General features: G+C 34.6%; 8 protein-coding genes and 1 pseudogene. 3 read left to right on the top strand and 6 right to left on the bottom strand.

What is annotated here, in order from left to right:
* Positions 1–13: 13 nt before the first annotated feature.
* Both papR and plcR read right to left on the bottom strand, forming a co-directional pair.
* Entirely contained in the window at positions 14–160 is a 147-nt protein-coding gene (papR, locus tag ACTT1L_RS13295) for a quorum-sensing peptide PapR (protein WP_000734728.1), read from the bottom strand.
* An 89-nt stretch (positions 161–249) separates the two neighbouring features.
* Positions 250–1,107, bottom strand: coding sequence for a transcriptional regulator PlcR (gene plcR / locus ACTT1L_RS13300; RefSeq protein WP_000542931.1), 858 nt, complete (start codon positions 1,105–1,107; stop codon positions 250–252).
* A 172-nt stretch (positions 1,108–1,279) separates the two neighbouring features.
* Between plcR and ACTT1L_RS13305 the strand changes: the two are divergent.
* A pseudogene (locus ACTT1L_RS13305) lies at positions 1,280–1,782 on the top strand (M4 family metallopeptidase); the annotation flags it as partial.
* A 66-nt stretch (positions 1,783–1,848) separates the two neighbouring features.
* Here ACTT1L_RS13305 and ACTT1L_RS13310 read toward each other — a convergent pair.
* The 4 genes from ACTT1L_RS13310 to ACTT1L_RS13325 are packed head-to-tail and all read right to left on the bottom strand — an operon-like array spanning position 1,849 to position 5,212.
* The gene (locus tag ACTT1L_RS13310; RefSeq protein WP_000619261.1) at positions 1,849–2,451 is read right to left on the bottom strand and encodes a response regulator transcription factor; all 603 of its coding nucleotides are present in this window, start codon (positions 2,449–2,451) and stop codon (positions 1,849–1,851) included.
* Positions 2,448–3,578, bottom strand: coding sequence for a sensor histidine kinase (locus tag ACTT1L_RS13315; protein ID WP_000136743.1), 1,131 nt, complete (start codon positions 3,576–3,578; stop codon positions 2,448–2,450). The genes ACTT1L_RS13310 and ACTT1L_RS13315 overlap by 4 nt, the downstream gene beginning before the upstream one ends.
* Entirely contained in the window at positions 3,579–4,313 is a 735-nt protein-coding gene (locus tag ACTT1L_RS13320; RefSeq protein ID WP_061131882.1) for an ABC transporter permease, read from the bottom strand.
* Positions 4,310–5,212 (bottom strand): ABC transporter ATP-binding protein, encoded by a 903-nt coding sequence (locus ACTT1L_RS13325; RefSeq protein ID WP_071741895.1) that lies wholly within the window; start codon positions 5,210–5,212, stop codon positions 4,310–4,312. Before ACTT1L_RS13325 ends, ACTT1L_RS13320 begins: the two co-directional genes overlap by 4 nt.
* Before the next feature lie 157 nt (positions 5,213–5,369).
* On the opposite strand from ACTT1L_RS13325, the gene map reads away from it, so the two are divergent.
* Together map and ACTT1L_RS13335 are read left to right on the top strand one after the other, a co-directional pair.
* The gene (map, locus tag ACTT1L_RS13330) at positions 5,370–6,164 is read left to right on the top strand and encodes a type I methionyl aminopeptidase (protein WP_098857976.1); all 795 of its coding nucleotides are present in this window, start codon (positions 5,370–5,372) and stop codon (positions 6,162–6,164) included.
* A gap of 827 nt (positions 6,165–6,991) precedes the next feature.
* Positions 6,992–16,732, top strand: coding sequence for a SpaA isopeptide-forming pilin-related protein (locus ACTT1L_RS13335; RefSeq protein WP_442821948.1), 9,741 nt, complete (start codon positions 6,992–6,994; stop codon positions 16,730–16,732).
* Positions 16,733–17,166 lie beyond the last annotated feature (434 nt).

Below are 17,166 nucleotides of genomic sequence, written 5' to 3' on the forward strand. Positions count from 1 at the left end.
GACGGTTGTTTTTTTAATATTCAAAAGGTACATCTGAAGCTAATTGTACTTCTTGATCATTATGAGAAATTACTTGGTTTTTCTCTAAAGCTGTATCTCCTAATGAAATACCCCATGCCATTGCTAACGTTAACAGACTACCAATAAGTAGTTTTTTCATATTCCATCACCCACATTTTTTCTTTAAATATATCATGAAAATTTATCCACATCTTATGCAATTATGCATATTTTCTTTTTAAATCTTTTTTATTTCTTCATCCTTTTTATAATTGATTCTTTTAATGTATGGTTTCCTAATATATCGAAAAAGAAGTAAGCTTTTTCGTAAGCATCTTCAATTTCTGCTCTATCACACTCTAGCTTTTCTAGGCACTCAACTTTTCGATAGTATAACTGTCCAATCAATGTCATACTATTAATTTGACACGATAGTTCAATGGCTTTATTTGCGTGACAAAGTGCTTCTTCGTATTGATTGTCTAAGTATAATGCCTTTGCATAATTATGTCTCACCTTCACATCAAACTCTTTATTATCATGCAATACTTCTAATTGCTTTAATATATTTTCATATAACTCAATACTCTTCTTAAAATGGCCATTTTCAGCGTAAATGTTTGCAATTGCGTTTTCAATATACAGGTTCTGGTATACATCTATACCTACCAATTGTTGATTGAGCAATTTCTTTAATTCTAAAATACAATATTCGTAATCAATTTTTTTCAATACGTAAGCAGCCACATGATATTGCCATTGAAGAAACTGCTGAAGCTCAGGATGATATTCTTCCTTTTTCAACTCATTCCATACTTTATTATAAATTTCCTTATATTTCTTCTGCTTACAAAGCGTAATAATTCGGTCTTTTAGCTGCTTATTCCTTTCAATGTCAGAATAGATAAGTACCTCATAAAAATGGATAATAGGAACTTGTAACTTTGCTGCAATACCTTGTAATATGTCCATACTTGGGTATACCGCGCCCGATTCAATTCGGCTCACTTCCGATTGGTGACATATATTCTCGGATAACTGTTTTTGTGTTAATCCTCTCATCACCCTAATTTTCTTAATTTCACTTCCTAATTTTTCTGCGTGCATACTTACTCACCATCCCACTATAACAATCTAATTTTTCGAGTTGTCATACCACTACAATAAAGTGAATTCGACAATTTTTGATATGAAATAATGCATAATATATATATATAAAATTCGGCAAATTTTTCATACAATCCATCCCATATACAATAATAGATTAGGAGTATTATAGATAAATTATAGAAAACTTGCCCATGCTTTTATTACACTCGGTCTTTTTTATCCTTTATCAGCAAAAGCGATCCACACCCAAGAATTAGACAAAATGAATTAAAAGTTGAAATTGCTCAGCCTAGTTTAACAATTTAGAAATTAACACAACCCCAAAATGATACGAAAGAAAATATTGCGAAAAACTATTTAAAAGGTGAGGTAAATGGGGCTAAGGCTCAACAAGAGCAAGTAAAAACTGAAAAAAATGGAGAATTTCAACCTACCGATAAAGAAAATCAAACCGAATTTCATCTTGAACAATCTTTCAAAAACTATAAAGTATATGGTCAAGATTTCATTGTAAAAGTAGATAAAAATGGAGTAATTACAACTATTAGTGGCAAATTGGTCCAAAATTTAGACCAACAACTTAATCTAACTATAACAAATTTTTTGTCGAAAAATGAAGTAAAATCTTCATTATGTACTACACTTCAACTTCCAAGCAATTCAACTAAGACGTAATTCTCTAGTGAAACCGATGTTTATAAGAAAAAAGAAGTTTACCATTCATAGGTAAACTTCTTTTCATATCCATCCCTTTTCTTCCGCAATTGTAATTGCCTCAATTCTATTTTTCGCATCAAGCTTCGTTAATACTTCAGAAATATAATTACGTACTGTACCTGGCGAAAGATAAAGTGCCTTTGCGATTTCATTTGCCGTCTTTCCCTCTTTCGCAAGTAGCAATACTTCTTTTTCACGATCTGATAACGGATTTTGCTCCTGCCATAAGCCGAACATTAAATCTTGAGAAATCTCTCGTTTACCTTTCATTACGTTGCGAATCGATGCAGCTAAATCCTCGCTTGGGCTATCTTTTAATAAATATCCGTGCACACCAGCTTTCATTGCTCGTTCAAAATATCCAGGACGCGCAAATGTCGTTAAAATCATTACCTTGCACGCTGAATTTTCTTTCTTTAACGTTTCCGCAACATCTAATCCACTTTGAATTGGCATTTCAATATCCATAATGCTTACATCAGGCTTTAACGATTCAATTAGTTTTAGCGCCTCTTCCCCGTTTGCAGCCTGCCCAATTACTTCAATATCATCTTCTAGATCGAGTAGGGCTCCTAACGCACCACGAAGCATTCGCTGATCTTCTGCAATAATAATTCGAATCATGCCTTCACCTCATCTTTTCCTGTTCTAATAACAACTGGAACTTTTACTGTTAATAGTGTTCCTGGATTAATCGTACCCAGTTCAACAAATCCATCAATAAGAGCGATTCGCTCCTTCATACCACGAATACCATTCCCATCGTGATTTTGATCCGCTAAACCAATTCCGTTATCTTCTACTGTCAAAATCAATTCACCTTGTAATTCTCGTACAGAAACTATGCACCGCGTTGCCTTACTATGCTTTACAACATTCGTAACAGCTTCACGTAAACACATTCCTAAAATATTTTGTTCAATGGGTGATAGCGAACTTGCACTCGTTTCTTGTTTGATCTCTAATTCAATATTAGCAGCTTGTAAGATCGCTTTTATTTGCTCAAGCTCTTCTTCTACCGTAATCATGCGCATATCAGAAATTAATTCCCTTAGCTGTTTTAAAGCAGTTCGAGATGTTTGTGTAATCTCCTTCGCTTCCGTACTTGCGCGCTCTGGATTTTTGACGATTAGCTTTTCAACAAGCTGACTTTTCAACGTAATAAGAGATAGCGTATGCCCGAGCGTGTCATGAAGATCCCTTGCAATACGCTGCCTCTCTTCACGTTTTACTAAGTCCTTAATTTGCTCATTCGCTTCGTTTAATTGATTTCTTAACATCTTTTTCTGGTTAAAATTGCGCATACCAAATGGTGTAAGAAGCATTAAAATAAACATCGGAACGATATTTACTAAACTTGTCGGTGTTAGTTGATTCATATTTATAAATACAAATACTCCAAGCATTACAACTAACAAACATAGTAATATCCGAAATACTTTCTTACTTGGTGCAAACCCCATTGCACTTGCTGTGAAAAAGCCAAAGAATATCATGAAGGGATTATAAAATAAAGCAAATAAAAGCGTAAGTATCATTTGAATACAAGCCCACAAAATGAACGTCTTCTGAACAAAATAAAGTTGACGGTATGTGATCATGAAAACTATCAACATACCGCTTCCTATTACAAGCTTCCATCCCGATACTTGTGTTAAATTATAAATTGGAAATAACAAGTAAACGAGCCACATATACGGAAAGAATCCCATATGTTTCGGAAAAATTTCAATCCTCTTCTTCTCTGTCATTTATACCGCTTCCTGTCTTTTTCTTATATATATTGATACTACAACAAATATAAGGAAATAACCTCCTAATACCGCGATATTTTCCCAACCAATTGATTTTCCAGCTACAATATCCCATGCACCACTTCCGAAGTGATATGTTGGTGTCCATTCACCGATAGATCTTAATATTTTCGGGAATACTTCGATTGGCATCCATAGACCGCCAATTACAGCTAAACTCATATTTAAAATATTCGCTAAACCCGCTGCTGCATCCGCCTTCTTAATAGAACCTATTACTGTTCCTAATGCTAAAAATGGTGTTACACCTAACAACAACCATAATCCAGCACCAATCCATTGCCCTACCGTTAACTCAACATGATTAATTAATATTCCTGCAATAAAAATAACTAAGATTGAAAAAGCATTTACTACTGTTTGAGCGATGATCTTTGCTGTTATATACGCTCCCTCTGGAAGTGGTGTAATTTTCAACAAATGTGTCCACCCTTGCCCTTTTTCCTGAGAAATCCTTACACCGAAACTAAAAAGTGCTGTCCCTACAATACTAAACGTCGCCATTGAGATTAAATAATGCGCTTTCCACGCATCTCCGTTTTGTGGCACTTGAATAACATTAGTGAAAATGTAGTAAAACATAACTGGCATTAATAATGAGAAAAAGATAAATAATTTATTGCGGAACGTACGTAAAATTTCTATTTTGCATTGCATCCATAAAGCTTTCATGCGATTTCCCCCTTCTGATTTGCGACAAACTGTTCAAATGCTTCATCAAGACTTCCACGTTCAACTGAAATATTTGTTACAGGTAAGTTCTTTTCATAAATTGCTTTTAAGGTTGCATCCGTATCTTCAGTTATTAAAGTGAAGTGACCTTCGTTTGATTGTACTTCTGTTACGCTTGGTAACCCTTTTAATAATTTTACAGGAATACTTTCCTTCGAATAAAATGTAATTGTTTTTCGTGAAATCGTCGCTTTCATCTCATCTGGTGTACCGTCTGCGATAATCTTTCCATTTGCAAACAATAAAATACGATTCGCCAATGCATCCGCTTCTTCTAAATAGTGCGTCGTTAAAATAATTGTTTTCCCTTCACTTGCTAACTTTCGAATCGTTTCCCAAAACGTTCTTCGAGACGTAATATCCATTCCAACTGTCGGTTCATCTAAAAATAGCAAATCTGGATTTCCTGCAAGTGCGAGTGCGAAATTTAACCTTCTCTTTTGACCACCTGATAATTTCTCACATCTTTGCTTTCGTTCCGATTTTAAATTCGATAACTGTAGCAACGTTTCTTTCGCTATCGGATTCGTATAATAGCTGCGGAATAACTCAATTGCCTCTTCCACCGTAATGCTATCAATAACACTTACTTCTTGTAACATCGCGCCGAGTCTATTACGAACATCTCTATGCTTTGGACTCTTTCCAAATGTAGAAACCATTCCTTCCGTCGGATCCTTTAATCCAAGCATCATCGACATCGTCGTCGTTTTCCCTGCACCATTCGGTCCAAGCAGTGCTACGATTTCTCCTTTACTCACATGAAATGAAACGTTATTTACTGCTTTTTTATGTTTAAATGTTTTAGAAACACTATTTACTTCAATAATCTTTTCCATCTCTCCACCCCCGCTGTTTCTTATATTTACATTTTATTCCTTGGAAAACTTAGGAAACAGTATGATGCGTCATGACATCGATATGACAATTGTCATGTATTCTTTATGAGAGGAATCAGCCTGCATACCGCAAGCGAGTAGCAGGACGAAAATAAACATGATACAATCGGATAAGATATATATTCGAGGAAGGACAGTGGTTTTCATGATTATTCGTAATGAACAAGATTTAGAAGGCTTACGAAAAATCGGCCGCATCGTTGCGCTTGCACGTGAAGAAATGAAAAAAGAAGCGAAGCCAGGTATGACAACGAAAGAGCTTGATTTGATTGGCAAAAAAGTATTAGATGAGCATGGTGCTATTTCTGCGCCTGAAAAAGAATATGATTTCCCTGGCGTAACTTGCATCAGTGTAAATGAAGAAGTTGCTCACGGTATTCCAGGTGATCGTGTATTAAAAGAAGGCGACCTTGTAAATGTCGACGTATCTGCAGCACTTGATGGTTATTATGCAGATACAGGTATTTCATTTGTACTTGGAGAAGATGAAGCAAAAGAAAAGCTTTGCCAAGCAGCTGTTGATGCCTTTTGGGCAGCAATGAAAAAGGTGAAAGCTGGTTCAAAACAAAACCAAATTGGTCGTGCCGTTTCAAACTTTGCACATAAAAATGGATACAATGTTATTCAAAACTTAACTGGCCACGGTATTGGTCTTAGCTTACATGAAGCACCAAACCACATTTTAAGCTATTTTGATCCAATGGATAATGCGCTTCTAAAAGACGGTCTTGTTATCGCTGTAGAGCCATTCATTTCTATGAAAGCTGATCACATTATCGAACGTGGCGATGATGGTTGGACATTCGTTACACCTGATAAAAGCCTTGTTGCACAATGCGAACATACAGTTGTCGTAACACGCGGCGAACCGATTATTTTAACAGAAGTATAAAATTAAAAATGACCGTTTTTTAGAATTTTTCTACTAAAACGGTCATTTTTAATTTTTGGAAAATATTTGTTAAACCGCTGTTGAACTCTTTATCATTTAAGTATATAATCTTTAGCGAAGGTTATTCATAATCATCTTTAAGAGAAGATAACACTATTATCAAAAGGGATACCTTCTTTTTTCTTATGTAAAACAGCTTCAAAAATGACCGCAGTAATGATTTAGCCGAATATTATAAATAACTTATATTCCACTAAATCCGAAAAGGAACTGTACCATCTTAACTTCGGTCCACAAATTGTACAACTCTCTCTAGGCAGAAAGTTAATTTTCATAAATGTAATAAGTGACATTCTTAAGATACAATTATCTCAATTTCATATTACATAAATGAATATTTTCAAAGTGCATATTGTCTTCACCCTAACCAAAATCAACCCTATTCAGATTTTTTCCACATAATTTTAAAACAAAAAACAAACTTTTAACTTGGGATACATTACTTTGGTTAGCATGTATCGTAAAACCTACCTTTATGACTATCCAGTTCATAACACATTCACAAGAAAATGCTCTTGTATATAAAGGTCTGATATCGTTCCTTTTATCAGCATACTTTCGACATTTTTTGTCGAATTATGTATATTCCAGATTTTTACGTTACTTTATATATGCCTTTAATTAAACATCTATTCTGTCAGAGAACGTACATAGAAACGGAGGGATAGTAGCAACAAATACTTTATAATAATTAACTTTTTTTATATTCCATTTGTTCATGTGGAATATATTCCTCAGTGAACAAATGAATGTTCAAAGGAGGCAAAATGAAAAAACTTTTCAATATATGTTTAATTGTATTTGTACTATTTTCACAGTTTATTAGTTTCCCGTACAATCAGGCAAAAGCTGAGACTTTAAAGGAAACTTCATTATTTGACACTGTTGAGATGAAAGATGCAACGGATCAGATTATTGACGAAGCAAAAAATCCTAACAACTTAATAAAGATAGGATCAACCATTCAAGTAGAATATGCTTGGTCAATAAAGGATCAACAAGTTGTACATGCAAACGATACAGCAGTACTTCAAATACCACTTGCATTAAAAGTATCTAAAGATTTACAAGGAGATTTAGTAACAGATCAAAAAAATATTGGTCAATATTTTATAACAGCTAAAGATAATAAATTAAAACTAATATTTAATGATCAAGTAGAAAATTCGAAAGACGCTAAAGGAAAAATTAAAATTGATACTGTGTTTAACCCAACTTTAAAGACTGAAGAAAAATCAGTTCAAATCGCTTTTCCTTTAGGAACACTGGTTCAGCCTATAACAGTTCCTATTCAAGTAGAAGATTCTAAAGAAGATGGCACCAAACAGGATACTAATAAACAAGTGCCAGATCAAGTAGCTAAACCTGCTACTGATAATCCGGAGCAAGATTCAGCAACCAAACCCGTTACTGATAATCCGGAACAACATTCAGCAACTAAACCTGCTACTGACAATCCGGAACAAAACCCAGCAACTAAACCTGCTGCTGACAATCCGGAACAAAACCCAGCAACTAAACCTGCTACTGACAATCCGGAACAAAATCCAGCAACTAAACCTGCTACTGACAATCCGGAACAAAATCCAGCAACTAAACCTGCTACTGACAATCCGGAACAAAATCCAGCAACTAAACCTGCTACTGACAATCCGGAACAAAATCTAGCAAGCGATCCTGCTGAGAGTACAAATTCAGGTCCAAAGCAAATAACAACAAACATTTTAACGGGTGTAAAGTTGACGGATAAAGACGGAAAACCATTTACAGAGGATAACCGTCCAAGTACAGATTCCCCTGCCAATATTGAGTTTACATGGGAACTTTTAAAATCGATGAATGTTAAAAATGGAGATTACTATATTTTTGATCTTCCTAAACACTTTAAGATTTACAATACAATTAACAGTCCTTTATACGATAGTGAAAACAATCCAATTGGTAACTTTACTGTTACAAAAGATGGAAAAGTCACGATGACATTTAACGATTATGTTGAAGAACATCCAGATGTTGTTGGTAACCTACAATTAAAGACAGAATTTAATAAAGCTGAAATTAAAGGTACAACAACACAAGAAATTCCTTTCCCAATTAAAGATAACGATGTTTCTATTACAGTTGACTTTAAGCCTAATGTAAAAACAGCCACGAATAAAAAGGGGTTACCTGATAGACCAATTAATACAAATGAGATTAATTGGACAGTAGAGATGAATAAAACGAAAGACACCCTTATAAACGCCGTTTTTAAAGATAACATCCCACAAGGTACAAGCTTAAATAAAGATTCTATTAAAGTTTATTATTTAGAAGTTGATGTTAACGGGAACGCAACACGTGGTAAAGAAGCCGATCCAGCAGATTACAAAATTATTTCATCAGATGGTTCAAAATTGGAGATTGCTTTTAAGGAGAATATCAGTAAAGCATACCAAATCGAATATGCCACAAAAATTACTGATGAAAATGTAAAAGACTTCCGAAATAACGTTACGATAACGAGTGATAATCAAAAACAACAAAACGCAAGCTCCACTGTAACGGTTTCTCGTGGTACACATTTAAACAAAACAAGTAAATATGATCCAAAGACGCAAACGATTGAATGGACAATTACTTACAACGGTGATCAAAAAAATATCAAAAAAACTGATGCACTTTTAAAAGATATTTTTGACGATACACATGAACTAGATGCAAATTCTATCGTTGTGAAAAACGCTTCCTACGATGATAATGGAAGGCTTGTAACAGGAGATACTGTTAATAATTACACTGTAACTAACAAGAAGAATGGATTCGACTTACAGTTTAATGAGGATATTAATAGTGCTTATGTAATTTCCTATAAAACAAAGCCAACTAGTAATGTCATAAAAGATGGAAAAATAAAAAATACAGTTACAGCTGATAATGGTTCAAGTAAAGAAAATGAAGTTGGCTTCAAGCAGCAAAATATTATTAAATCTAATAATAAAGCTGAAACAAACTATAAAGACAAAACAACAACCTGGACAATTACGGTAAATAATAACAACTATCCATTAAACAACGCGATCATTACGGATACCTTTGACCATGGTGGATTACAATTAAAAGATAAAAAACTAGAAATTAAAGACGGAGATTATACCCTTCAAGCTGGGACTGATTATGTTTTAGATGTAACAGATAAAGGTTTCAAAATTACCCTTATAGGTACATATCAGTCTAATATGACAAAGACATTAGTCGTAAAATATACGACAGACTTTGACTATACAAAATTAGAAAGTGGTAAAACTTCATTTAAAAATACAGGTAACCTATCTTGGATAGACGCAGGGTCCAATCCACAATCAAATAAAGTTGAAGCGGACTTTGATCCTGATACTTTCACAAAGGCGAATGGATATAAATACGGTTCTTATAACGCCCAAACGAAAGAAATCACTTGGATAATAGGTTTTAATTATAATAATGTTGAGATTAAAGACCCATATGTTATAGACGTAATACAAGATAAACAAAAGTTAGTACCAGGATCCATTGAAGTGCGCGATATGATTTTAAATGGAAGTCCTGACAATGCACAACCTGGTAATGCTGTACCAACTGAGAAATATGAACTTGAAGAACCTACAGAGAAAAATAAAAACACCCTAAAGGTTCATTTCAAACAATCAATTAATTCACCTTACTATATTATCTTTAAAACAAGCCTCGATGGTGAACTTATCCAAGGCATCTACAAAAACGAGGCAGAGTTAAAAGATGGCTCTAAAATTGTAAACACGCTTAAAGGTGATGCTCAAGTAAATAAAGGTGGCAGCTTCGTTACTAAAAAAGCTGTGCAAGATGACAACTATATTAATTGGAGTATTGCAATTAATGAAAGCCAATCGACCATTGCAGACGCAGTTGTAACAGACGATCCAACAGACAATCAAGTACTTGTGGAAGATTCATTCCACTTATATCCTACAACTGTCGATTACTATGGAAATGTAACAAAAGATACAGCAAATGAATTAAAACAAGGAACAGACTATAAACTCAAAATAACAACAGACAATAATACCGGAAAGCAACATTTTGAAATTGCTTTCTTGAAGAAAATTGATCGAGCTTATATTTTAGAATATCGTTCATTTATTAATGCAGACGATAAAGAAAAAGTAAGTAATAAAGCAAAAATCACAGGCAATAAGTTAACAGTAACAAATACAGAAACTACCGAAACGATTGAAGTACGAATGTCTTCCGGTTCCGGCGGAGGATCTGCTACTAAAGGTCGTGGAAACCTTGAAATTATAAAGGTAGATAACGACAATAAGAACACTCCATTAGCTGGAGCAGAATTCACTTTATACGATCGTACAGGTAAAACTGTTATCCGTAAAATTACAACAGACAAAGATGGTATCGCTAAATTTAATAACTTAAAACGCGATAAATATTTATTAAAAGAAACAAAGGCTCCTGAAGGCTATGTAATTAGCTGGGAGTTAAAACAAGGGAAAATTGTTGAACTTGGTACACAAGAGACTACAACATATAAACTTGTAAATAAGAAGTTTGTCGGGAAAGTAGTTTTAACAAAGTCTGATGACCTGAACAAAAACGTAACACTACAAGGTGCCGTTTTCACACTACTTGATAAAGACAAAAAAATAATTTCAGAACATGAAAAATTAACAACAAATGATAAAGGACAAATTACTGTAAATCATTTAAAACCAGGAACTTACTACTTACAAGAAACAAAGGCTCCTGAGCATTATAAATTAGATGATCGACTGATTGAGGTTAAAATCAAGGAAGATCAAACAACAGTAATAAACCGCACTGCAACAAACAGCTTGATTCCAGGTTCGGCCATTTTAACAAAAGTCGATAAAGATGGAAAAACTTTAGCAGGTGCGGAGTTCAGTGTACGAGATCGACATAACAATGTAATTCGTGGATATGAAAAACTAACGACAAATGATCAAGGCCAAATTGAAGCAAAAGATTTACGCCCTGGAGACTATCAATTTGTCGAAGAAAAAGCTCCTAAAGATTATGACATAGATAAAAAACCGATTGAGTTTACAATTGTAAAAAGTCAAAAGAAAGCAGTGACTGTTACTGCGACGAATCAACTCATTAAAGGTGGCGTCACTTTAACAAAAACTGATGATATCGATGGTACAGCTCTTGCAGGTGCTGTATTTAAAATTGTCGATGCTAATGATGAAAAGAAAGTCATTCGCGAAAATGTAACAACTGGTGCGGATGGTAAAGTAACTGTTAAAGACTTAGAGCCTGGTACGTATAAATTTATTGAAACAGAAGCTCCTAAGGATTATGTGTTAAATACAAATCCTATCGAGTTTACAATCGATAAAAGCCAACAGTCATTTGCTACTGTTACGGCAACTAACAGTTTAAAAACAGGAGAAGTTGAATTATTAAAAGTTGATGAATTCGGTGATAAAAAACCTCTAAAAGGTGCCGTATTTAAAATTGTTGATGTAAATAATAATGATGTTCGTACTGACCTAACTACAGATGCTGATGGAAAAACAAAAGCTGATAAGCTACGTCCTGGTACGTATAAATTTATTGAAACAGCTGCTCCTGAACATTACGTTTTACGAGCAGAACCTATTGAATTTACAATCAATAGAAGTCAGAAAGAAACTCTACTTGTGAAAGCTGAAAATGCTTTAAAACCAGGAGATGTTGAATTAACGAAAGTTGATGATATCGATGGTACAGCTCTTGAAGGTGCGGTATTTAAAATTGTCGATGCTAATGATGAAAAGAAAGTCATTCGCGAAAATATAAAAACTGGTGCGGATGGTAAAGTCATCGCTACTGGCTTACGCCCTGGCGATTATAAATTTATCGAAGTAACAGCACCGAAATATTACGATAAAAATACAAATCCAATCAAGTTCACAATTACAGAAAGTCAAACAACGTCGGCTACTGTTACTGCTAAAAACAGCTTAACAAAAGGCGGTATTGAATTAACAAAAGTGAATGCTGCAGATGAAAAGGAAACACTTGAAGGTGCGGTATTTAAAATCGTTAATAGAGATACAAATGAAGATGTTCGTACGGAACTTGTTACGAATAGTAAAGGAATGCTAGTTGTTGACGACTTATGTCCTGGTAACTATAAACTTATCGAAACAAAGGCTCCAACTTATTACGATGTAAATGTAGAACCTATTGAATTTACAATCGAAAAAGGACAACAAAAACTTCTTCCACTTACATTTAAAAATAGTTTAACGAAAGGAAAAGTTAAACTTATTAAAGAAGATGATGTGGAGAGTAGTATCGCTCTTGCCGGCGCAGTGTTCACATTACAAGACGCAACAGGCAAAGAAATTGCGAAAGATTTAAAAACAGATGATTACGGAGTAATAGTTATTCCTGATTTAGCACCAGGAGATTATCAATTTATTGAAACCTCAGCTCCTGAACATTATAAATTAGATCAAACGCCTATTAAGTTCACGATTAAAAAAGGTAGCAAGGATGACCTTCCAGTCCCTGTCACTGTAACAAATAGTTTACTTACAGGCGGCGTTACTTTAACAAAAGTTGATGACATTGATGGCGTTACTCTTGAAGGCGCAGAATTTATAATTGTTGATGCTCATGATACGACAAAGGTAGTTCGTAAAGGATTAACTACCGATGAACATGGTAAAGTTTCTGCTTCTGACTTACGCCCAGGTGACTATCAATTTATTGAAGTAAAAGCTCCAAAAGACTATGACTTAAGGAAAGATCCTATTCCGTTCACTATCGGAAAAAGTCAAAAAGAAAATATTAACGTTACCGCTACTAACAGCTTAAAGAAAGGTGCAGTCACATTAACGAAAATTGATGACATCGATCGTACAATGTTGAAAGGTGCAATCTTTAAAATTGTTGATATGAATGGTAACGAAGTTCGCACAAACCTTGGTACAGATAAAAATGGAAAAATTTCCGTTTCTGATTTACGTCCTGGAGACTATCAGTTCATTGAAACAAAGGCTCCTGAGCACTATGTATTGGACGAAACACCGATTCCATTTACAATTGAAAGAAGTCAAACGAAAGAGATCAATGTTACAGGGAAAAATACTTTAAAAAAAGGTAGCGTTGAATTAATAAAAATTGACGATATTGATACTGATACGAAGCTCGCTAATGCTGTATTTAATTTATTAGATGCAGACGGAGAAGTAGTTGAAGAAGGCTTAAAAACAAATGATGAGGGAAAAATCATTGTTGAAAACCTACGTCCTGGTACGTATCAATTCGTTGAGACAATCGCTCCTGAACATTACAATTTAAATAAAAAACCGATCGAATTTACAATTAAGAAAAGCCAAACTGAAACTCTTCATATTACGGCTAAAAACGCTCTAACAAAAGGTGCAGTGGAACTTTCTAAAGTAGATGACATCGATAGCACTAAACTTGAAGGTGCAGTATTTAACATTGTTGATATGAAGGGTACTGTAATCCATAAAGATCTTGTTACAAATAGTAAAGGGAAAATCGAAATCGATGACCTACGTCCGGGCGATTATCAATTCATCGAAACAAAGGCTCCTAAGCATTATGTTTTAGATGAAACACCAATCCATTTCACTATTGAAAAAGGACAGAAGAAAGCTATTTCTTTAACTGCTAAAAATAGCTTACAACAAGGTAGTATTGAACTACTTAAAGTAGATGATCTAAACGATCAAATGAAACTTTCTGATGCGGTATTTAATTTACTAGACCAAAACGGGAAAGTACTTAAAACAGATTTAAAAACAAATAATGAAGGAAAAATCGTTGTTGAAAATTTACGTCCTGGTACGTATCAATTTGTCGAAACAACCGCTCCGAAACATTATGATTTAGACAAAAAACCAATTGTAGTTACAGTTGAAAAAAGCCAAAAAGATATTGCTACTGTTACTATGAAAAATAGTTTAACAAAAGGCGGAGTTAAACTTTCTAAAGTAGATGACGTCGATGGTACTACTCTTGAAGGCGCAGTATTTAACATTGTTGATATGAATGGTACGGTAATTCATAAAGACCTTGTTACAAATAGTAAAGGAAAAATTGAAATTAACGACCTACGTCCAGGTGATTATCAATTCATCGAGACAAAGGCTCCAAAACATTACGATTTAAATAAAGAACCAATTCCTTTCACTATCGAAAAAGGACAAGCTGAACCGATTTCTGTTACTGCTAAAAATAGTTTAACAAAAGGTGCTGTAGAACTTTCTAAAATGGATGATATCGACGGTACGGCTCTTGAAGGTGCAGTATTTAAAATTGTTGATATGAACGGCAATGACGTTCGCACTGGCATTACGACAGATGCGAAAGGAAAAGTTTCTATTCCTGATTTACATCCGGGAGACTATCAATTTATTGAAACAACAGCTCCTAAGCACTATAAACTAGATGCTACACCGATTAAATTTACAATTGAGAAAAGCCAAGCAGAGAAGTTACAAATCACTGCTAAGAACAGCTTAATTGAAGGTGCTGTAGAGTTAATTAAAGTGGATGATATAAATCCAGATACAAAACTTTCCGATGCAGTATTTAACATCATTGATGCGAAAGGGAAAATTGTTCGCACGAATTTAACTACTGATAAAGACGGGAAAGTTTCTGCTTCTAATTTAAGACCAGGAGATTATCAATTCGTGGAAACGAAAGCTCCGAAACATTATGATTTAAATAAAACACCGATTCCTTTCACTATCGAGAAAAGCCAAACAACTCACGTTTCTGTTACTGCTAAAAATGGCTTAACTAAGGGTGGCGTTGAATTAACGAAAGTTGACTCTTTAGATGCGAAAGAAACGCTAGAAGGTGCGGTATTTAAAATTACTGATATGAACGGTAATGATATTCGTACGAATTTAGTTACCAATAAAGACGGAAAAATCATCGCTAAAGACTTACAACCTGGAGACTATCAATTTATTGAAACGAAAGCTCCGAAACATTATGACTTAAATGAAGATCCTATTAAGTTCACAATTGAAAGAAGTCAAACAAAACATGTCTTCGTTACAGCTACTAACAGCTTAACGAAAGGTAGTGTGGAGTTAATTAAAGTCGATGATATTGAAGAAAACACAACACTCGAGGGTGCGGTATTTAAAATTGTTAATAAGGATGGACACGACGTCCGTACTGATTTAACTACTGATAAAAACGGCCGTTTAGTTGTGGATGAATTACCGCCAGGAGACTATGAGTTTATCGAAACAAAAGCTCCTAACCATTATGACTTAAACGAAACACCTATTAAGTTCACAGTTAAAAAAGGACAAGAAAAAATCGCTTCCGTTACTGCTAAGAATAGCTTAACGAAAGGTGCTGCGGAACTTTCTAAAGTGGATGATGTCGATGGTACTGCTCTTAAAGGTGCTGTATTTAAAATCGTTGATATGAACGGCAATGACGTTCGCACTGATTTAACTACTGATAAAGATGGCAAGATTTCTGTTTCTGATTTACGTCCGGGAGACTATCAATTCGTTGAAACGAAGGCTCCTACTCATTACGACTTAAATCAAACTCCTATCAACTTTACTGTTGAAAAGAGTCAAACCGCTACAGCTTCTGTTATCGCTAAAAATAGCTTAACGAAGGGCGCTGTGGAATTAACAAAAGTTGATGACATCGACGGGGCTACTCTTGAAGGAGCTATCTTTAAAATTGTTGATATGAACGGCAACGACGTTCGCACTGATTTAACTACTGATAAAGATGGCAAGATTTCTGTTTCTGATTTACGTCCAGGAGACTATCAATTCGTTGAAACGAAGGCTCCTACTCATTACGACTTAAATCAAACTCCTATCAACTTTACTGTTGAAAAGAGTCAAACCGCTACAGCTTCTGTTATCGCTAAAAATAGCTTAACGAAGGGCGCTGTGGAATTAACAAAAGTTGATGACATCGACGATGTTACTCTTGAAGGCGCAGTATTTAAAATCGTTGATATGAATGGCAATGACGTTCGTTCTGATTTAACTACTGATAAAGATGGCAAGATTTCTGTTTCTGATTTACGTCCGGGAGACTATCAATTCGTGGAAACAAAGGCTCCTACAGGCTATCAATTAGATGCATCACCAATAAGCTTTACAATTGAAAAAGCGCAAGCTACACCACTACAAATTACAGTTTCAAATAAAAAAATCGATTCTTCATCAGGTGGAGAGGAAAAACCAGTTACTCCTCCTAATAAAGAAGAGGAAACAGGAAAAGAAACTTCTGAAGAACTAGAGAAAGGAAATCCTGAAGCACACGGTAAAGGAACTTCCGAAGAACTAGAAAAAGGTAACCCTGAAACACAAATAAACAAACAGCAAGATGACCGAAATACGGGTAAAGAACTTCCAAATACAGGTCACAAAAAAGATTCTACTCAAACAGTAGGTATCTTACTTCTACTAGCTGGTTTGTTAAGTATTTTAGCTACAAAACGCAAAAAATATTATTAATAGTTTTTCACACCCCATCAAGTGAATATTTGATGGGGTGTTTTTTTATACAAAAAAGGACGATACATAGAGTATCGTCCTTTTAACGGGGTGAGGCTGTCCAAAAGTACGGAAAACCTTTGAACAGCCTCGTATTTTCATATGGATGCCTTACATATATCACTGATGATAATTATGAAATGCGGAAACATATTTATCATCACATGATTCAAACACGAGAAAAGAAACCCTACAGTGGATTCTTTTCTCTACATAATCTAAAGTTTGGGTACACTAGATTCATGCAATGTAGGAGCTTTCCAAATAGAAAGCGAACCTTCGTTTAAAATGATAGCATACATATCTCCGTCAAAAATATGCAAATGTGCATATAGCGTTTTTTATTTCTCAATGTCAGAATATTGAAAAATAATAAAGATAAGGGTAAAATGAAG

Origin of the sequence: Bacillus sp. FH, assembly GCF_052216825.1 — a bacterium.
Taxonomy (GTDB): domain Bacteria; phylum Bacillota; class Bacilli; order Bacillales; family Bacillaceae_G; genus Bacillus_A; species Bacillus_A paranthracis.

Bases quoted from the DNA above. Each gene is read 5' to 3' on its own strand.
- papR (WP_000734728.1), bottom strand. From the start codon at position 160: ATGAAAAAACTACTTATTGGTAGTCTGTTAACGTTAGCAATGGCATGG.
- plcR (WP_000542931.1), bottom strand. From the start codon at position 1,107: ATGCACGCAGAAAAATTAGGAAGTGAAATTAAGAAAATTAGGGTGATG.
- ACTT1L_RS13310 (WP_000619261.1), bottom strand. From the start codon at position 2,451: ATGATTCGAATTATTATTGCAGAAGATCAGCGAATGCTTCGTGGTGCG.
- ACTT1L_RS13315 (WP_000136743.1), bottom strand. From the start codon at position 3,578: ATGACAGAGAAGAAGAGGATTGAAATTTTTCCGAAACATATGGGATTC.
- ACTT1L_RS13320 (WP_061131882.1), bottom strand. From the start codon at position 4,313: ATGAAAGCTTTATGGATGCAATGCAAAATAGAAATTTTACGTACGTTC.
- ACTT1L_RS13325 (WP_071741895.1), bottom strand. From the start codon at position 5,212: ATGGAAAAGATTATTGAAGTAAATAGTGTTTCTAAAACATTTAAACAT.
- map (WP_098857976.1), top strand. From the start codon at position 5,370: ATGATACAATCGGATAAGATATATATTCGAGGAAGGACAGTGGTTTTC.
- ACTT1L_RS13335 (WP_442821948.1), top strand. From the start codon at position 6,992: ATGAAAAAACTTTTCAATATATGTTTAATTGTATTTGTACTATTTTCA.